Origin of the sequence: Cohnella luojiensis (assembly GCF_004564235.1) — a bacterium.
Classification (GTDB): domain Bacteria; phylum Bacillota; class Bacilli; order Paenibacillales; family Paenibacillaceae; genus Cohnella; species Cohnella luojiensis.
In genome coordinates, this window is the sequence record NZ_SOMN01000006.1 from 134,413 (window position 1) to 153,687 (window position 19,275).

Annotated in this window: 20 protein-coding genes; 6 read left to right on the forward strand and 14 right to left on the reverse strand. The window is 45.7% G+C overall.

Going from position 1 to position 19,275, the window contains the following annotated elements; translation table 11 throughout:
* Window positions 1–324: 324 nt before the first annotated feature.
* The 5 genes from E2980_RS07400 to E2980_RS25005 all read right to left on the reverse strand — a co-directional run bounded on the left by E2980_RS07400 (window position 325) and on the right by E2980_RS25005 (window position 2,620).
* On the reverse strand, window positions 325–600 hold the full coding sequence (locus E2980_RS07400) for a DUF4180 domain-containing protein (protein ID WP_276322253.1): 276 nt from the start codon (window positions 598–600) through the stop codon (window positions 325–327).
* Between the two features lie 107 nt (window positions 601–707).
* Window positions 708–965 carry a hypothetical protein gene (locus E2980_RS07405; protein WP_167747023.1) on the reverse strand — a complete coding sequence of 86 codons (258 nt, stop codon included), beginning with the start codon at window positions 963–965 and terminating at the stop codon, window positions 708–710.
* A 60-nt stretch (window positions 966–1,025) separates the two neighbouring features.
* A complete protein-coding gene (locus tag E2980_RS07410; RefSeq protein ID WP_135151522.1) occupies window positions 1,026–1,373 on the reverse strand; it encodes a hypothetical protein in 348 nt (115 codons plus the stop codon).
* Window positions 1,374–1,409: 36 nt separating this feature from the next.
* Window positions 1,410–1,796 (reverse strand): RidA family protein, encoded by a 387-nt coding sequence (locus E2980_RS07415; protein ID WP_135151524.1) that lies wholly within the window; start codon window positions 1,794–1,796, stop codon window positions 1,410–1,412.
* Between the two features lie 17 nt (window positions 1,797–1,813).
* Window positions 1,814–2,620: a VOC family protein gene (locus E2980_RS25005; protein ID WP_167747024.1), complete on the reverse strand. Its 807-nt coding sequence runs from the start codon at window positions 2,618–2,620 to the stop codon at window positions 1,814–1,816.
* Between the two features lie 256 nt (window positions 2,621–2,876).
* Between E2980_RS25005 and E2980_RS07425 the strand changes: the two genes are divergently transcribed.
* Complete coding sequence (locus tag E2980_RS07425) at window positions 2,877–3,167, forward strand: hypothetical protein (RefSeq protein WP_135151525.1); 291 nt, start codon at window positions 2,877–2,879, stop codon at window positions 3,165–3,167.
* A 254-nt stretch (window positions 3,168–3,421) separates the two neighbouring features.
* On the opposite strand, the gene E2980_RS07435 is transcribed toward E2980_RS07425, so the two are convergent.
* Complete coding sequence (locus E2980_RS07435; protein ID WP_135151527.1) at window positions 3,422–3,745, reverse strand: winged helix-turn-helix transcriptional regulator; 324 nt, start codon at window positions 3,743–3,745, stop codon at window positions 3,422–3,424.
* A 154-nt stretch (window positions 3,746–3,899) separates the two neighbouring features.
* Between E2980_RS07435 and E2980_RS07440 the strand changes: the two genes are divergently transcribed.
* Complete coding sequence (locus tag E2980_RS07440) at window positions 3,900–5,108, forward strand: MFS transporter (RefSeq protein WP_135151529.1); 1,209 nt, start codon at window positions 3,900–3,902, stop codon at window positions 5,106–5,108.
* A gap of 47 nt (window positions 5,109–5,155) precedes the next feature.
* Complete coding sequence (locus E2980_RS07445; RefSeq protein ID WP_420808625.1) at window positions 5,156–6,133, forward strand: TIGR03571 family LLM class oxidoreductase; 978 nt, start codon at window positions 5,156–5,158, stop codon at window positions 6,131–6,133.
* Between the two features lie 17 nt (window positions 6,134–6,150).
* On the opposite strand, the gene E2980_RS07450 is transcribed toward E2980_RS07445, so the two are convergent.
* From E2980_RS07450 to E2980_RS07480, 7 genes are all read right to left on the reverse strand, one after another.
* The gene (locus E2980_RS07450) at window positions 6,151–6,807 is read right to left on the reverse strand and encodes an SGNH/GDSL hydrolase family protein (RefSeq protein WP_135151532.1); all 657 of its coding nucleotides are present in this window, start codon (window positions 6,805–6,807) and stop codon (window positions 6,151–6,153) included.
* A gap of 52 nt (window positions 6,808–6,859) precedes the next feature.
* The gene (locus E2980_RS07455) at window positions 6,860–8,878 is read right to left on the reverse strand and encodes a beta-galactosidase (protein WP_167747025.1); all 2,019 of its coding nucleotides are present in this window, start codon (window positions 8,876–8,878) and stop codon (window positions 6,860–6,862) included.
* Window positions 8,879–8,918: 40 nt separating this feature from the next.
* Window positions 8,919–10,493 carry an ABC transporter substrate-binding protein gene (locus E2980_RS07460; RefSeq protein ID WP_135151535.1) on the reverse strand — a complete coding sequence of 525 codons (1,575 nt, stop codon included), beginning with the start codon at window positions 10,491–10,493 and terminating at the stop codon, window positions 8,919–8,921.
* A 59-nt stretch (window positions 10,494–10,552) separates the two neighbouring features.
* A complete protein-coding gene (locus E2980_RS07465; protein ID WP_420808626.1) occupies window positions 10,553–11,425 on the reverse strand; it encodes a carbohydrate ABC transporter permease in 873 nt (290 codons plus the stop codon).
* A 74-nt stretch (window positions 11,426–11,499) separates the two neighbouring features.
* Complete coding sequence (locus E2980_RS07470) at window positions 11,500–12,420, reverse strand: ABC transporter permease (protein WP_135151537.1); 921 nt, start codon at window positions 12,418–12,420, stop codon at window positions 11,500–11,502.
* Between the two features lie 166 nt (window positions 12,421–12,586).
* Window positions 12,587–14,161, reverse strand: coding sequence for a response regulator (locus tag E2980_RS07475; protein WP_135151538.1), 1,575 nt, complete (start codon window positions 14,159–14,161; stop codon window positions 12,587–12,589).
* A 29-nt stretch (window positions 14,162–14,190) separates the two neighbouring features.
* Entirely contained in the window at window positions 14,191–15,933 is a 1,743-nt protein-coding gene (locus E2980_RS07480) for a sensor histidine kinase (protein ID WP_135151540.1), read from the reverse strand.
* Between the two features lie 646 nt (window positions 15,934–16,579).
* On the opposite strand from E2980_RS07480, the gene E2980_RS07485 reads away from it, so the two are divergent.
* The 3 genes from E2980_RS07485 to E2980_RS07495 all read left to right on the forward strand — a co-directional run bounded on the left by E2980_RS07485 (window position 16,580) and on the right by E2980_RS07495 (window position 17,610).
* Window positions 16,580–16,777: an ATP-binding protein gene (locus E2980_RS07485; RefSeq protein WP_276322254.1), complete on the forward strand. Its 198-nt coding sequence runs from the start codon at window positions 16,580–16,582 to the stop codon at window positions 16,775–16,777.
* 84 nt (window positions 16,778–16,861) lie between these two features.
* Window positions 16,862–17,098 carry a hypothetical protein gene (locus tag E2980_RS07490; protein ID WP_205699940.1) on the forward strand — a complete coding sequence of 79 codons (237 nt, stop codon included), beginning with the start codon at window positions 16,862–16,864 and terminating at the stop codon, window positions 17,096–17,098.
* A complete protein-coding gene (locus tag E2980_RS07495; protein ID WP_205699941.1) occupies window positions 17,089–17,610 on the forward strand; it encodes a DUF2269 domain-containing protein in 522 nt (173 codons plus the stop codon). Before E2980_RS07490 ends, E2980_RS07495 begins: the two co-directional genes overlap by 10 nt.
* Window positions 17,611–17,702: 92 nt before the next feature.
* Here E2980_RS07495 and E2980_RS07500 read toward each other — a convergent pair whose 3' ends face one another.
* Window positions 17,703–19,259, reverse strand: a complete 1,557-nt coding sequence (locus E2980_RS07500) for a SagB family peptide dehydrogenase (protein ID WP_135151541.1) — start codon at window positions 19,257–19,259, stop codon at window positions 17,703–17,705.
* Between the last annotated feature and the right edge of the window lie 16 nt (window positions 19,260–19,275).

A 19,275-nucleotide genomic window follows, 5' to 3' on the forward strand; every position in this document is an offset into this window, starting at 1 on the left:
AATTCAGAAGTATCCATAGGATAAGATGGGGATAAATACCTTAATTCCCCGAAACGATTTCCATAAAAATGTAATGGTGCATAATTAAAGGTTTATTTCAAATTTAAGCAAACCATGCTTTCGACATTAACGTTCTATACCTAGAGAACTAGAAATAAATTTCCTCGATCTGTCGAATTCTGCCACGACGGTTACGGTTCGGCACGATTAGGGATATTTCGTTCCGTAAAAGCAAAAGGCAGCCAACATCATTACGATGCGGCCGCCTCGCTAAAAAGGCTTTATTCGTCTTTTGCCCCTCGGCATCATTCTTTTAATGTATTTTTAGAGGTTGATAAGCCAATTTTCGGCATCAATTCGATTATCGAAGACTCTGAAATCATTACCTTTGTTAGACTCGGCCATAAGCTCCTTGAACTTACCTTTGATCGTCGAAGCAAGAGGGATCACGATAGCCGTCTTGATGCGATAGTTTATGAATTTTTGCAGCACCTGTCCTGCCAAGCCTGTTTGCAGCTTGCGGAAGTCGTCCGATAACGCATCTGCGTGAAGCATTAAGAGCGATGTATGATGTTCCATGCATGCGGTAACGAGACCCAGAGCACCTTCCCCGAATCAAGGCATGAATGACTCTTTTGGGTGACAAACTTCGTATCGAATTTTCATCAACTGAGTTAAAGCATCCTTTTCCAGTGCGGAGATTTCTTTCAGAATCGAATGGTTTCTTCTCTCTCCGAATCGCTAAGCAGCTCACGAGGTTGCTCGTATGGAAACGTAGCTTTCAATAAATTACACTTTACGGATACTTCACCGAACAGAGATAGGGCATCCTCAATCGACTGTTTCACCGGCCCCGTGAATTTGCCCTTCATCTCTCCTAAGAAAATCGTTGCATGATATCTAGCCTCATTCAAAACTTCCATAATCAGGCTGAACCAAAATTTTTGAATAATGTTGCTCTTCAATCCTTTTATCCAGTGCTCATAGGCTCTTGTACCAACAAAATACTTTTGTCCCGACCAAGTTTACGTCCCTTCCTCATTCAAACGAATGACGAAATCAAGCGCTTCCCGAAAAGCGGCGATTTCGTCTTTTACTGAGATTTGATCCGCCCAATGCAGGGAAATAAGACCTTCCGTGTCACCGAGATTCCGAGTCAGCCGGAAGATTTCTGGTTCTGGAGGTCCCGCGTTCGGTTGAACCATTCCCTCATCCAGAATGAATAGGAATGCAAGTCCCGTCATTCCGTAGATTTTGTACGACGTTAACGGAATTTGATAATAATCGGCAACGGATTTAATGGCACCTAGCTGGGATGCATCCAATCCGGAGAAGCTGAAATTCTCAAGTTTAACAACCGCGCCCTTTTCCACGGGTACGCCTCCTGAATGCTTAATGGTTTCGAAATTTCAATCCTTCCTATCTTCAATAACAGCAATCGCATCCATTTGAACTAAAAATCCCTGACTGACACCTGTGATAGCTCTAGCAGGATACGGTGCGCTGAAATACTCCTTGTAGTACTCGTTGAACTCGTTAAAATCGGCCCCTGTCCCAAGAAACACCGTCACTTTCACGATATCGCTCATCTTAGCACCGGCTGCCTCAAGAATCGCTTTCACATTTTCCAGCGTTCTTCTGGCTTGATATTTCAGAGTGTCATCCTTGCACATTCCCGTATCGGGCTCGAAGGGTCCTTGACCGGCAACGTAAACCGTATTTCCGACCTTGATGGCTTGGGAGTAAGGCATACTGCCCGGTTGCTGCGCTCTGTCCGTTAAAATAACCTCTTTCATTTATAAAAGCCCCTCCATTAGCGGCACACCATAAGCAGGTTGCCGTCAGGATCTCGGAAAGCAAACCAATGATCATTCTCGATCTCGGTTACGATTTCGGCTCCCTGCTCTTTCATAAAAGCATAAGAGGCGGCCAGATCGTTGGTCAGGAACATAAAGGCCGGTGTTTGAAAAGTCGGAGGACCGCCGGGTTCTTTGCCGCCCCACATCGGCATCGTATCCAGAATGATGCCGCCTCCTTCCATCGGCAGCGGGCATAGATGACCGTTCATGATCTCAGCGGACACTGCCGGAATTCCCAGAATCCCGCAATACCAATCCCGCGCTTTCCCAATGTCGCGTACGGGAATGAAGATCGCTCCGGTACGGTTTAACAATGGTGTCAACGACGGCGATTGCTTCTTCGGCGATTGATTCGTTTGCTCCGGCTCCGACTGATATCTTTTGATAAGTGCATCGATATCGATTCCATTAATGGTGAGGCCTTCAATATTACATTGATTTATTTGCAGATTCTTAAGGTTGCAGGACGTGATGGTGCTCCCGGTCAGCTCGCAATGTTCAAAACGCAGCGGCCGCTGTTCACCCTGATCTTCCCGATAGCCCGGATGACCCTTGGGCGGTAATCCGATGCTATGGATGTAAGCACCGCCTAGTTGCGCCTCGAAAATTTCTAGATCGGACAAGTTGGCATCATTGATCAACACTCGGCTCATATTCACATTTTTGAAGGTCGATTCGCTAAGCTCCGCACATTCAAATTCGGCACCCTTCACATTAGAGTTCCGGACAGCCAGTTTCTGCATCTGATCGATAATTTCCATCTTGTCATACCTCCAATAATAGATTAATGGTTTCTCTCGTAGGCAGTTATCATTATCTATCATACTGGAAAATGATTGAATTTGCAGGGAATTCTTGGAGTGGCAACGAGAGCGCGAAGCAAACAAAGACGACCGATAATCAGCCGCCTTCCAGCGATCTATTTAGCGAATTACAAGGCATTTTCCGGTACGGGCTATTACGTGCTGTCATATAATGTAGTGCGGCAATGATCCTCCTGCCGGGAGGTGATACAACATGGCAGTTACGTTCACGGGTTGGATGCTCTATGCGATGTGGGGCGTGCTTGGCTTAATGGCATTGGACTTCCTGGTTGGCATGTTTAAATCGCTAAAAGCAAAAAAAATCGATCATCACCTGGTTCTTGGCGTTCTAAAAGACCTGCTCTATTACGTTTTCCCTCTGTTAATGCTTTCCAGCCTCACGGCTCTCGATTCCACGGGATGGATCGTAAAGACGGGCTTTTTCGTCGGCGCGGTCGGAGTCATTTGGAAATACTTGATGGATATTAAAAGTAAAATTCTGTAATCCCCGCAAGCTGCAAAGTAAAAACAACTGGTACGACATTATTGTCGTACCAGTTAGTATGTTTATATATCATTCAGTTTAGATATATTAAACAGTTGGAATCGTTCCAGCGTATTACACGTATTCCACGCGGAGTGAACTCGTTGGACAAGCCTTTGCTGTAGTTGGCAAGAGCAGCTTTCGCCGCGGCATAAGCCAATGTCGCCAAGTTACAGGCATAATAGCCTGATCCGGTGGGACAATATTTATCACAATTAACTATTTAATTCCGAAGTTTGTTCAATATGCTGCTCACCCCATGCGCACATGGCATCAAGAATAGGTCTAAGAGACCATCCATAGTCCGTAAGTGAATACACGACTTTCGGCGGTACCTGTTCGTAAATTTTTCTTTTTAAGACCCCGTCAACTTCAAGTTCGCGCAGCTGCTGCGTAAGCATCTTCTGCGTAATCCCGCACATCAACCTTTTTAACTCGCTTGTTCGTTTTTCTCCCTTTATTAAATGACACATAATGACAACCTTCCATTTGCCTCCGATAACATCTAGCGTTGCTTCGACTGGAATATTGTAAGCCATTTTTAATCATCCTTTACTTAGTCTAGGGTACTTATAAGTACCTATATACCTTTAAAGTGCGTACTTATCATAATCATCTTGACGGTTATATAATAGCACTCATGAACGGATAGTACTCACTACTGTTCAAACAATTCAATATCAGGAGGATAACATGAACCAAACAGTTGCACAATCCGCTTCTCAACATAAAGCGACGCCTAGATCGGGAACTTGGGCGCTTCTTGCCCTTGCTATTAGCGCATTCGGTATCGGGACAACCGAGTTTGTACCGGTTGGTTTGCTTGCATCCATCGCGGATGACTTGAATATCGGCATCACGTTAGCCGGCCTTCTTATTTCGGGTTATGCGATCGGGGTTGCGGTAGGAGCCCCGATCCTCACAGCGCTCACGAATCGAATAAGCCGTAAATCGTTGCTCATGTCGCTAATGGTCGTCTTTATCATCGGCAACGTCGTGGCCGCACTCTCGCCATCCTTCGAGATACTGCTTATCGCGCGTTTCATTACGGCATTTTCGCATGGCGTCTTCTTTTCCATCGGAGCCACAATTGCCGTTCAACTCGTTGCTCCGGAAAAAAAGGCCAGCGCTATCGCACTCATGTTCACCGGTCTTACGATCGCCATTGTTACCGGAGTTCCGTTGGGGACATTTATCGGACAAGCATTCGGCTGGAGAGCTACCTTCTGGGGCGTAGCCTTGCTGGGCGTTATTGCGATCATTTCCAGCGCCGCGCTTATCCCTAAAAACCTTAAGCAATCTCCGCCCGCTAAATTCTCGGATATGTTCCGACTGCTCACGAATGTACGCTTGCTTCTGGCCTTCCTTATAACCGCGCTCGGTTATGGAGGAACGTTCGTTGCTTTCACTTATTTAACGCCGCTCCTGCACGATGTAACCGGTATAAGCACAGGAATGATTAACATTATCTTGATCGCTTACGGTATTGCCGTAGCATTCGGAAACTCCTATGGCGGGAAATTAGCCAACAAGAACCCTATTCGCGCGCTATTTTGGATGTTTATTGTTCAAGCGGCCGTACTCATACTTTTGACATTTCTCGCTCCATTTAAAGTGGCTGGCGTAATCGGCGTAATATTAATGGGCTTGCTTGCCTTCATGAATGTGCCTGGTCTTCAGCTCTATGTCGTACAACTCGCGGAAAAGTACGTGCCATCGGCGGTCGACGTTGCTTCGGCGATCAATATCGCTGCATTCAATATCGGAATCGCTCTTGGCTCGATAGTCGGCGGGGTAGTCATCGACTCCATAGGACTTGTGCATACCCCATGGATCGGGGCTCTGATGGTTGTCATCGCTATTATACTTGCTGGCATTTCAGCCAAACTTGAACGAAAATAAAGTAAGGGGGAATTCGCTTGTTCGAGCATCATCAAACCTATCAAAGAATGTATAGGGAAAGCGAGTTAACGCTTGGTCTTCACATCCCTCTAGAAAACTATCAAACGGAAACACCGACTATGGCTTACCAAATTGAGCTTGCTCGGGCTGCTGAAACCTATGGATTCACTACACTTTGGCTCCGGGACGTTATCTTGGAAGATCCTCATTTTGCGGACCCCGCCGTCGGTCAAATTTATGATATTTTGATATACGCTACGCATTTGCTCAGTCAGACAAATAGAATCGCAATTGGAACATCGGCCCTTGTACTTCCTCTTCGTCATCCGCTTAGACTCGCGAAAGAAGTAGCTACCATCGAAGCCCTCTTTCCCGAAAGGCTCATCATGGGTATCTCTTCCGGAGACAGACAAGCTGACTTTAGAGGACTTGGAGTGGACCACCCGAGCCGCGGCATTCAGTTCCGCGAAGCGTTATCCTATCTGGAAAAGGTGCTGTATGAGCATTACCCTACGGTCGACTCCGGATATGGTCATATCCATCAAGCGACACTCGTTCCGAAATTGAAGCAAAGAATTCCAACAATGGTAACCGGATTTGCGCAGCAAGATCTCGATTGGCTCGGACGGAACGGTGACGGATGGATGTATTACCCACAAGCACCGATCCGACAATTAGAAGCCATAAACGCATGGCGAGAGTCGGCTGCTCTGCAAAACCATGCTGCGTTTCGTCCATTCTCGATGCCCATGCATCTCGATTTAGCGGAAGATCCGGATGAAGAAGCAACACCGATTCGGCTTGGTTTTCGAGTCGGACGCAATGGATTGTTAGAATTACTCAAAATATACCAAAATATTGGCGTTAATCATCTATTCTTTGCATTATTCGATACCCCTCGTCCAGCAAATGAGGTCATACAAGAACTAGGAGAATACGTGTTGCCTCACTTTCCACCTCATCGTCCGATCCTGAATCCATCGAAAAAAAACCCGGGCACAGCGGCGCCGGGTGCAAACAATTAATAGGCTTATTGATGATTTCAGCGAATGGCCAAAGGGCTGTTCTGAACGACGGACAACCATTCGCGGGCAATGAGTTCATGGCCGGCCGCCGTAGGATGAACGCCATCCCATAGCCAATAGGCGGCACCGGTGCTGGACGCTGCCTTATCAAACGCCGCCTGCAAGGGAACGAAAACCGCATCGTATTCCTTGGCAAGCTGTAGTACGATCCGGTTGTATTCATCCATATGCTTGCGCCATTTGTCCCAGTTTTCCTCCGTCGCACCGGTTTTCAGGATAAACGGCTCGCAGAAGACCAATCCGGCATGAGGCAACACTTCCTTCGTTTCCGCGAGCAGATGCCGATACGCTCTTTCGAACCTGTCGGTAACTCCGCCGGGGTGACCCGACATGATCCGCCATGCGTCGTTTACGCCGATCAAGATGCTGATTAGATCCGGATTCAAGCTGATCGCATCCTCGTTCCAACGGGCGTATAAATCCGAAACCCGATTTCCGCTGATGCCTCTGTTGATAAAACGCGGCCGATCTTGGGCCAATTCACAACCGAGCCGCCCTGCAAGGATAAAGACATAGCCGTGCCCTAAAATATGGTTGGGGTCTTCGTTGCGGTCCCAGTTGCCATCGGTAATGGAGTCGCCTTGAAAAAGGATTGTTTTAGGGTTTTGTTTCATGACAGCTTCCTTTCGTTGTATTAGTCTATCTGTTATGATACCGCGTCACCGATTACCGTTTCAAGATGGATAACCCATTAACAGGTAAAACAATTGGGCCTGTGACCGATTCGCCTGTTTCAAGGCTGATATAATGGCGTGTATCCAAGGAGATAACTTGCTCAGTATTGCTAAAATTCTGAATGAAAACGAAGTCGCTCTCACCGTCCGTACGAATCTGTGCGTTTACTCCTTGTGGAAGCTCAACACCTAACGCAGGTTGTATACCCGCTTCTTTTGAAATCGAAGCATATAACCCAATGTAGAAGTCGGAGTCCTTGACTCGAGTAGCCAAATAATAGGCTCTGCCCTCACCCAGCTTATTTCTTGTCAGCGCAGAACGCCCCGCGTAGAAATCGCTGCGATAATCGGCTAACGATTCCGCGCCTTCTAGGTGAATAAGCTCGGCGATTTGATGTGCGTCATAATCTCCGGTTAATCCCAATGCATTATCGGGGCGGAGAACGACACCATTCAGATCCCGATCGTGCAAGCCTTCCGTTTCCTCAGACCATATCCCTAACGTTGCACGCAGCGGCCCAGGAAATCCCCCTAGGTGGCAAAGATCCGTCTCGTTCACAATCCCCGACCAGTAGGTGGAGACGAACGTCCCGCCTTTCTCGACAAATTGTTGAATCCGAGCACCATTCTCTTCGCTAACGAGGTATAGCATCGGTGCTACGACTAGCTTGTAGCGAGACAGATCATCCTCCGTTCCCACTACATCTACCGGAATTCCCAGCTCCCAGAAGGCACGATAATGCTGCAGCACGGTTTCCTCATACCGGAGTCCCGAATTCCTTATCCCCTGAGCATCCTTAACGGCCCATCTGTTATCCCAATCAAACAGGATTGCGACTTCCGCGGGAGTTATGGAACCGACAACTTCCGTAAGGCCTGCAAGTATCTCTCCGACCTCCGCCACATCGCGGAATACACGGGTATGTTCATGTCCGCTATGATCGATTACCGCGCCATGAAACTTCTCGCTTGAGCCTCTGCTCTTGCGCCATTGGAAATACTGCACGGAGTCCGCCCCATGCGCGACAGCTTGAAGAGAGGACAGCTTGTGCATTCCGGGTCTCTTTAATTTGCTAACGGATTGCCAATTGGTTAGGGATGGCGTGCTCTCCATTAACAAAAACGGCTTGTTCTTAAGAGAACGCATCAGATCATAATGCATCGCCGTCCACGCTGCCAATCTGGAATCATCGCCCTCCTCGGTATAGTGCCATTCGGGGTAAGCATCCCAAGAGATTACATCGAGCTCCTTCGCTAGCTTACGATAATCGATCCCCTCGGTCATATGCATGTTCGTTGTTATCGGTATTTCAGTATTGTAAGCACGAACAATGTTGATTTCATGCTTGCAGAAGTCGATCGTTTGGTCGCTTACGAACCGTCTCCAATCCAGATTCAGCCCATGCACCTGCGTTTCTCCATGTATAGCCGGCGACTCGACCTGTTCCCAGTCTGTATACGTATGGCTCCAGAAAGTCGTCCACCAAGCATGGTTCAAGCTGTCGAGACTTCCATACTTGCTTCTCAACCAGCTTCGGAAGGCTTGCTGGCAATACTCACAGTGGCATTCGCCGCCGAATTCATTCGAAATATGCCAACCGATAACGGCTGGATGATTCGCATATCGGAGTGCTATCTCTCTATTAATGATTGCGACCTTGTCTCTGTAGATAGGCGAAGAAAAACAATGATTGTGGCGGAGTCCATGCAGATTGCGAACCCGATTGGAGCCAACCCTTAACACTTCGGGATACTTGGCGGAGAGCCATGCCGGACGTGCGCCGCTCGGAGTCGCCATAAATACGGATATGCCATTCTGGGCCAAGGTCTCTAGAAGCCGGTCCATCCATTCAAAGGTGAATTGCCCTTCCTCCGGCTCAAGCTTTACCCAAGAAAAGATGCCGACGGACATGACGTTGCAGTTGGCCAGCTTCATAAGACGAATGTCTTCGCGCAGAATATCCGGATAATTACTCCATTGTTCAGGATTATAGTCGGCTCCATGAAGCATAACAGGCAGCTTCGAGCTTATTGGCGGAAATTTAGTTCCCCTATTCATTGTTTTGTGCAAGGAAAGCGTCGATTTGGCTCTGCATTTCCTGTTGAATTTTATCAATCCCAGCTGCCTTCATCTGTTTATTCAGATCCTCTAATCCTTTATCGACGTCTTTGATCACGCCGTATTCAAGGGGAATCGCATAACGAAGCATAACATTACCAACATTAGCAACCTCGGCCTTCACCTTCGTGTTATTGAATACGAAGGTTTCAAGCGGATAATGATACACGTTCGCATCCCAACCCTTCTGCATATCCGTTGCTTCCTGAGGGAAGGACTCATTGTCACGGTTTAGAGGAGAGTTAAAGCTCCAATTAGAGAATCCGGTATAATTATTGCTCGCGTCTGTTGCTTGGAATTTATTGTCGCCAACAGGCACGTAATGTACGCCTTCAATACCATTCATGATAAGATCATGCAATTCTTTATCATTCTGCATGAGGTCGATGAACATCAAGGCCCGTTCCGGGTTTTTGGATGTTGCATGAACCGATGTTCCGTTTTGCGTAGAAATGGCCGTCGACTTCTTGCTATTCGGAGTGACATCCGCCAGTGCTACTTCAAATGGTGAATTTTCCTTACGCATTAAAGCCATTAGTGCGCCTAGGGTCCCCATGTTATGTGATATGGATGCCGTCTTACCTTCTTTGAAGTCCAGTTGATGATCATTCTTGCTATTCAGTACGTTCTTAGACCATGCATTGTTATCCGCGAGGTCCTTATAATAAAGAAGCAGCTCTTTGAATTCCGGTGTTTCGTATACGTTAAAAATTTGTCCTTTTTCATCCGTTAGCTTGAAGCCTAGCGGAAGATCGAAATCCAGCATGTTCCAGTCTCTCTGTTGCTTGAGCAATACACGATCTAGGTTGTGTAATTTCCAATCTCCCGTTTCAGGAGTGAAAGGGATAACTCCCTTCTCGTTTGCGGCAACTGCTTTCAAATAGTTAGTATAAGCTTCTGGACTATCGATAACAGGAAGATTATATTTCTTACGCAAATCTTCACGGTAAAGAATCAGCTTTTCAATGGATTCCCCTCTATTCTGAGGGACCATATATAACTTTCCATTTACTTTTGCTTGATCCCAACTAACTTTAGGCATTTCTTTCCAAGTTGTTGGCATATATTTAGCGAGCATATCTTCGGTTAATTCCAGAAATCCGCCTTTTAACGCTTGATCGCCATATCCAGCCCAGTTCGCGGAATAAATAAGATCAAAATCTTCATTCGCCGCTAACTTCAATGGATACTTTTGCGCCCAATCGGACCAATCCAGGAATTCGCCCTCGATCGTTGCATTGATTTTTTCTTTAAGCTTCTTGTTAAGCTCAGTGAAAACCGCATCATAGTCCACCGGTTTAGGCCCTACGAAAATCATCTTCAGCTTAACTTCTTCGGAGGTATTCAATGCACCGTCCGTTGCAGCGGACTGCGATTCACTTGCTGGCCCAGTTTCCGCAGCTGGCTGTGTGCTTTCCGATGCGTTGTTGTTGCCTCCGCATGCACTTAGAATCATGACCAATGTGAGAACGATTGACAACAAAATCAATTTGCTCTTTTTTTGCATTTGGTATTTCCCCCTAATGAGTATATTCAAATTTATTGATAAACCAAGTTTCCTTGGAATCATCCTTTTACCGCGCCAATCGTTAAACCCTGTACGAAGTACTTCTGAATGAATGGGTAAGCAATCAGAATCGGTCCGCTTGCCACGATGGTCATCGCCATTTTTAACCCCTCTGATGGAAGAGGCGTCGTAGCAACCGCCCCTGATCCCGCCATGGCCTTTCTTATACCATCCAAATTACCGAGCATTTTATATAAGTAATATTGCAGCGGCATCAAATTCTCGCTGGATACGAACAGCAGCGCATTATACCAATCATTCCAGTACCCCAGTGCGAGAAACAATCCGATAGTGGCTAACGCCGGCTTAGCAAGGGGAAGAATAAGACGCATGAAGATCAGGAAATCGCCTGCACCATCTATTTTCGCCGATTCTACAATCGCTTCCGGAATATTGCTCATGAATGATTTCATGACGATGATGTAGAAGACGTTAAGCAGTAAAGGAATGATTAATGCCAGCGGGGTATCTTTCAGGTGGAGATAGTTAACCATCATTAGATACCAAGGGACAAGCCCGCCGCTGAACAGAGTCGTAAAGAAAAAGAAGAAGGAAAATTGATTTCGCCATTTAAAGTCTCTTCTAGAAAGGCAATAAGCGGTCATCGCTGTAAGGAATAAGCCGACTAGCGTACCCGCTAAAGTCACGAGAATTGTCACCGTATAGGCTTGTATCAACTGGTCGGGGTACTTAAACAGGATCTTATAAGCTTCCGTAGAGAATTCTGACGGGAAAAACTTATACCCTTCCAATACAATTCTGCTTTCTTCGGTTAGCGAAGAAGATATGATCAGAATAAAGGGAACTATACATAGGATAGACAGCAAAGCTATTGAAACATAACCAATAGCTGCGAATATTAGACGGTCCATTTGTTTCATACCCGCAGATTTGACAACTTTTTTATCGAAGCTAATTTCAGCTGCACTCATGTAATCACCTCCATTTAGAATAAGGCACGGTCTTTGTCATGCTTGCGAACGGCATAGTTTACAAGCATAATTGTCGCAAATCCAAGAACGGATTGATAAACGCCTGCTGCAGCCGACATTCCGATATCATTCGACGTAATGAGCGATCTGAATACGAAGGTGTCGATGACATCCGTAGCAGAGAATAATATCCCGTTATTACCTATCATGTTATAGAACATTCCGAAATCTCCACGGAAAATGTTTCCTACTGCTAACAATGTCAGAATAATAACCGTCGGATACAGGTTTGGAATGGTCACCTTCATAATTCGCTGAAAAATATTGGCGCCGTCAATTTCAGCTGCTTCATACATTTCGGTGTCAATGCTTGTAATAGCGGCCAAGTACATTACGGTTCCGTATCCCAGACCTTTCCATGCTGACACGATGACTAAGATATATGGCCAGTATGCAGGCGTGTTGTAAATGTCGATGGGTTCCATGCCAAATCCTTTGAGGATTACATTCACCGTTCCGATATCATAATTCAATAAATTATAGGCGATAGCTCCAACTACGACCCACGAAATGAAATAGGGGAGAAACAAGACCGATTGGGTTATTTTCCTAAACCATTTGCCTCCGACCTCGAAAAGCAGAATCGCGGCAAAAATTTGAAGTAAATTATTGATAACGATAAATGCAATATTATAAAGCGCGGTATTCCTTGTGACTCTCCATGCATCCCCTGATTCAAAGAAAAAGCGAATGTTGTCCAGCCCGTTCCACGGACTTCCGAATACGCCGCCCGCGTAATTGTACTGTTTAAAAGCAAGGATGATCCCTACCATTGGAACATAAGCGAATAGGAGAAAAAAGAGTACTGCCGGTGCTAGCATCAGCAATATAGCTCTATATTTAACTACATCATTCCAAAATCCGTGTCGATTCATTCTGCATCCCTCTCTTATCTCTGTTAGCTATATTATAAAAATTAGAGGTTAGCGATTTAATTAAGTGAAACAACTAAAACTAATACTAATTCAACGATACGGTTAAAAATCGACACAAAAATAGCCCAAAGTCTACCTTCGACCTGAGCCACATGGTTCATCATTCCTATATTTTATGCTTCTTTCGATACTCTCCAGGGGACATTCCCATGGCTTGCTTAAACTGTCTGTTGAAATAAATAATGTTCTTATATCCGACTTGTTCGGCAATTTCATAGACTTTCTTGGTGGGATCCGCCAAAAGCCCGCATACGCGTTTCATGCGCAATTCATTTAGAAAATCACTAAACAAAGTATTCGTTTCGGCTTTGAAAAGGGAACCCAGATAATTAGGAGTAAAGTCGAAATGAGCAGCAACCTCGTTAAGCGTTATTTTCTGATCCAATCTTTTCTCCACATACTGCGTGATTTCTTCGATCAGCTTTCGTTTTTGTCTTTGTTTTTTTAGATACAGCAGCTCGGATAACTCGAAAAACCTTCTTCTTAACCAAGAGAGAATGTCATGTACGGTTTCGAACTGAAATAGGACAAACGGTTGATGCGAGTCCCACTTTAGAATTTCATATAAATGCTCATTCATCTGCTGCAAGTCGGCATGAAGCTTTGAAGTAATGCGAATGACGAGATCATAAATATCGTTTTTCTGAGTTAGCGGCTTGTCCCCATTAAACAGTTGAATCAAACAATCATCAATGGTCATAAGGTCATATTCCAGCATGGCTTGCAGCATTCGATTAACGCTTTCTTCGAGATTCGATGCCATCGTTTCTTTCGGCGACCATTCGGCAGCATCTTGTATCAACCTATTTTTACCAACAATCCATTTAATGCTTAAAGCGGCATGGGCTTGTTTGAAGGAGTCATGCAGCTTGTCTATTTCGTTTGTGTACATCCCCGTACCGATCGTAATGGAATTCGAAAATTGTTGGCTGAAAGCTCGAATCAGCTCCTCAAGCAATCCCGTAAAATATTCTTCTTGAACCGTTGCTAGTAAAACGAAGTGAAAATCGTAGCTTGTCATGACGGTGCCTAAATGGTTCTCCAGAGTAAAATTACGGATAAAATTCGTGACATTAGTCGTAAACAAACGCCGCTCTTCTTCGTTCATATTTTTGATCTTCCACGTTATATCGTCAATCTCTATTATTGCGACAGCTGATCCGCCTCTTAATAATGGCGTTAAAAAGCCGTGTATGTGCAAATCGACCGGCCCCGGAGTTGCCTCATTAAACCAGCGGAGCAGCAGCTCCTCATTAATAAGCGACAAAGCTTCCGACAAGGAAATATCCTGTTTCCGTTCTTGCTCGATTTTTGTGCAGAGCTTGATAAGCATCTCGATCAGTTCACTGTCATCCACGGGTTTAAGCAAATAATCGCTGGCATTTAACTGAATCGCCTCTTTGGCATAGCTGAAATCTTGATGTCCGCTTATAAAGACGATATGGACATGAGGATTGATTTCCTTCGCTTTTCGCGCAAATTCCATTCCTGACATAATAGGCATTCGAATATCCGAGAGAATGACATCAATACGCTTCTGCTCCATCATTTTCAAAGCCGCGAACCCGCTTGCCGCTGTCCCAACCTCAAGCAAGGTTAATTGATCATTGCTCGCCACGCGACGCCTTAACCATTCCAAATCAACAGCCTCGTCATCCACCAATAGGATGTTAATGTTCATACCTCTGTGCACCTCATATGATGATATGATTATGATAATTGTTCCTCATTCTCGCGCATTTCAGTATTTTCAATCGGGAGGATAATTTGAACCGTCGTTCCTGCTCCATAATAACTGGCAATATGAATTCCGAAATCCGTTCCGTACCTAAGCTTTATACGTTCCTCCACGTTTCTCAGACCATATCTATCCAGATGAATGGTATTAGACAGCATTCTTTTTAACGTTTCCGATCTCATTCCTATCCCATTGTCGATTATTTTCAACTCAATACGATCCCCTAACCGTTTCCCTGTAATTCGGATGGCTATCGTTTCCCCAAACCAAGCATGTTTAAATACATTTTCCACGAACGGCTGCAAAATTAACTTGATTATGGGAATAGGCTTAATCTCAGGATCAATATCATAATAAACCTTGAAAGCATCCGCATGCTTCACTTTCTGAATCTCAAGATAAGATTCTACCTGCTCCAGTTCTTTTCCAATGGGTATATATACTTGTCCGCCATTCAAAGTCAGCCTATAAAACTTAGAAAGCGCTTTGACCATCTTCGTGACTTTTTGGACTTCTCCTAAATTAGCCAAGCTGCCGATCGTCGATAATGTATTATATAGAAAATGAGGACTAATTTGGGCTTGGAGTACATCTAACTCTGCCTGCTTTTTCTGAATGCCCTGCACATATACATTCTCGATCAGCTCTTGAATGCTTGTTGCCATCTTATTAAACGAATTGGCAATTTGCACGAATTCATCGTTTCCCGAAAATTCGATCCTCTTAAGAAAATTGCCTTCTTGGAAAGATCGTATCAATGTCACGATTCGCTTCATTTTCTTTCCTGAGAGACGGGCCACGATGAAACCAATAAATGCCATCACCAAGAAACTGATTAAACAAACCGTACCGATCACCTTTTGCATCCTGCTGGCATCTTTGTTTAAGTATGCGTATGGCACCAATGTTTCTATGACGAAATTCGTTCCGGGGATCTCTTCCCTTACGCTCAGATAGGATCCCTGGTATATTTGCTCATCCGGAGCACCTCGCATATACAAATTCGCACCTGTAGCCACATCAATAAGACGTAAGCTAATGCCTTGTTCAATCGGAAAAGTGTCGAAATTACCTAGCAGCTCATCAAACCGGGCCGTAACGCGAACATAACCGATTACGGATGAAATGCCGCTAGAATCAACCAGTTTACGAAAATGCGAAATATTATCCAACTGGCTATCCGTATCGATCTGCATCCATAGATTATTTTTGTTTAAGGATAGGATGGACTTAAACCACTCGGTGTTCTCTATACTTTGGGAGGAAAGAACATAATAATCGCTTCTATTTATCGGAGTCGACATATTATCGCCGGGAACCTCTAGCATCTTATCGTTCACCGTATAAACGGCCAATCGGATTTTATTCCCATACAGCTGTAAGGGCGCCTTCATTTGGGGGATCATGTCATCCCTCATCTTAAGCATGACTTCCAGCGGCTCTCCCCTATTCTGAAGAGCGTTCTGGAATGTAATACTAGTGAACAGCGTGTTAGACATTCGCTGGATTTCATCCAATTGGTATTGAATATTGTTCCTAGTCTGTTTCAAGGCAGTTCGAATATTGGTCTCCGCCATCTCGGTCCTAGATTGAATGAGCATCGTATAGGAAATGTAGCCGATCAACACATCTGTCAATAATACAAGCACGAGATAAGGAATCATCATCTTATAGGTAAATGGCATATATATCTTTCTTGGAATATATCCCCTCATTTGTTCCCCTCCTGAAAACTCGGGCATAAAACTTGTTTACACCATTCTACAATAAGTGAGTTAACTATCATATATTACACGAATTGACCTTTGAAAAACTCATCAAAATCGCAGCAAAAATAAGCGTGCTGAAGCCAGAAAGGCCAGTACGCTTATTTTTTAAGGACATTAGCTGCCTATCGAATTCCTGCAATTCGCCAATACCCTTTTCGGGAATTCCCTAACGACTCATCCCTAGCAATTCTACGTAAGAAAATCATACTGAGGGAGCTTAAGCTGCATTGCATGGTTGAAATCATAGAAACCACCCAAGTTTAACCCGTTAATATAAATAAACAGCCAATCCCTTCTGGACGGCTGCCTTCGATTATTTGTTGAAGTTGACTTCGATTAAATGAGAGGTTACTCATTTTTAGTCCTATAAGGATATTTTATTTTTATGCTTACTTCACTAATAAATGTTGATCCCAGTAGCAGGATAGCGCCGAATATTTGAACCACTGTCATTCTTTCGCCTATCACAAGAACTGAAATCAATAATGATGTTAGGGGATCTACTTAATATAGCGATACTTTGACCTTCTAGCCCGTTCATGTTCCTAATGAAGATTATGGACCCGGAATCAAGCAAGAGGACATTGAATCTATTTGGGAACGATTTTATAAAGCAGATAGAGCCCGAACTGAAAAGGCTGGTATAGGGCTCGGCTTGTCTATTGTTAAGCACATATTAGATCTCCATCAAAGCCCCATTCACGTGAAGAGTGAAGCGGGAAATGGATCAATCTTCACTTTTACATTCCCTATAACTCCGAACATATCTAAAAACCCTGAAAAAGAGTGATTCTCGTTCACCTTCTGTTCATAAAACATTGCTATACTGGATTTTGCACTAAGAAATCATGAAAACAAAGTGGAGGATGTCTCAATGAGTAAATTACCAAACGTAAGCAGCGACACCGGCAACGATGACGGCATGAGGCCGACCGAGGATCGACCACCGAGCACACCACGCTGGGTGAAAGTGGTTGGGATCATCGTCATCGTCCTGGTCATTCTGTTTGTCATCATCAAACTCACCGGCGTCGGTGGTGACCACGGCCCTGGTCGCCACATGCCGACCTCAAGCGGCATAGATCAAGGAGTGAAACAGTCATGGTCATGACACCCCGTCTCCGGAAGTTTGCGCTCACCGCGCATATCACTTCCTCGGTCGGCTGGATCGGCGCTGTCGTTGCTTACCTGGCTCTTGTTGTCGCCACTCAGACCAGCCAGGATGCACAAACGGTACGTGCCGCCTTTATCGCGATGGAGCCAATCATCAGATTCGCCCTCGTCCCGTTGGCCTTCGCCTCGCTGCTAACTGGGCTTATCATGTCACTGGGTACCCCGTGGGGCTTGTTCCGACACTACTGGGTCTTGGCGAAACTCCTGCTAACCGTCATTGCCACCCTCGTCTTGCTGTCGCAGCTGGAGCCAATTAGCTACATGGCAAGCGTAGCGGCAGACCCCAGTACCGATCTCGGCAGGCTGGGGGGCGGGGGTCAATTCCTCCACCCCGGGCTCGGCCTGCTGGTGTTGCTCGTGACCGCGGCGCTGTCGGTGTACAAGCCGCGGGGCATAACCCGGTACGGGTGGCGTAAGCAGCAGGAGAAGCGTAAGGAGTCGCAGCCGTAGATGCTGCGACTCCTGCTCCTTCACCTCCCTCTCACTGTCACAAATGCAGTACTATTCCGAAAACGCTGTGACGAATAAAATTGGCCGATCCTCTAACCATGCAAACTTCCTTCCAACCGAGGGTTAGGACGATAAGTACCGACCGGGATTTGGATCAGGGTGGTTTTTCCTTGGGGCGCCATCTTGTAGATCTCATCACACAACCTTACATCAAATCCGAGGAGCGGGTGCCCTCCCATCCCAATGGCGGACGCAGCCAGCAGTAAACGCTGTACGAGCATTCCCGCTTCCATCTGCCCAATACGATATCCTCTGTACCCCAGTGCCGTTTTGAAATGATCCCGATACCCTTCAACATGCAGGCAAATCGGAACTTGGAACAGATTTACATCATACATAGACATGCCCTGTTGCAGCCAGAACCGATGATCTCCGAGTCGTATTAGCCGCAATGCATGAGCAGCGCTGTCATATTGGTATGCACCATCCGGAATACCTTCAATACCATACAAACAAGCATTTAATGAGACACGGGATTCGGAATTCACATTGTCTCCATCCAAATCATTACGGTACGAGAAGGAAGCCGTCGCCTCCTGCAACAGGGCGGCCAACTGCAGTTGATTTATCTTTCTTAAAATGAAGTCCATCCCCGGTGAATACCGCTTTCGGCTGACCGACGTCAGATCATACGATAATCGGTTCACGTCTGGTAGAGCCACCGCCTGCTCCTCACTGTGAACGATCTTCTCCTTCTCCATCTCCCGAAAGGTTCGGGTTGTTTCCAGCATGGATTCTTCATTCATCTTGATCAGCATCGGATACTCCATAACTCTCTGTGACCGGACATGGTGTTGATGTTGAATCTCTGTCAATTCACGGCACAATTCGGAGGCAGAGACATTCCCGTCTCTTTTATTCCCGTTATCAAACCAAGTGATCTCAGGCTCAACCGACAACGGTATAACCGCATATACGCTTTCCTCCTGTTCAGATAGCCCGATCAGATGGTTGACGGCCCGATCTAGAAATTGGAAGTACACCCCCGAGGAGAAGCCAAACCGTTTTGACACTTCCAACAACTGTCCGATCAACACGCCGGCATCCAACCCTTGCAAACGGTAGGCAAAGTTATTGTATTTAAAGAAATTCTTCCAAAACATTGTCGACACAAAAACAGTACCAAAACAAGCCGATACGTCACAACGATTGCCAAGAGCCTGAACTAGATAGGAATCGAAAAGGCCTTCACGTAATAATACCAAGCGGTGATGGGCCACATCATAATGGTACATCCCGGCAGGTAAATCCTCCATTTTTAGATACACGTATAACTCGTTTGGATATAATCCTCCGCCGGAGGGAACAAAACGCCGGAACAATGTGGAATCCAAGGAATAGATAGATTGGCACAATTGGGTAAGCCCATATACATACCAAAGAAAATGGCCGATTTCACGAAGGCCGGGCTTCGCGGGTGCTTTCCGTTCTTCGAGCGTCAGCGGTACTTCCGGAGAAAACGGAAACACAGGCAAGCCCCGGTAGAGCTTATACGGAAGCGGAGCGTCATCCCAGTCCACCTTCCAATCCAGCGGTCTGATCTTACCCGTGTCAAAGTGAAGATTGTGCAGAAATGCCTCCAGACTCATCCCTTACCCCTCCTAG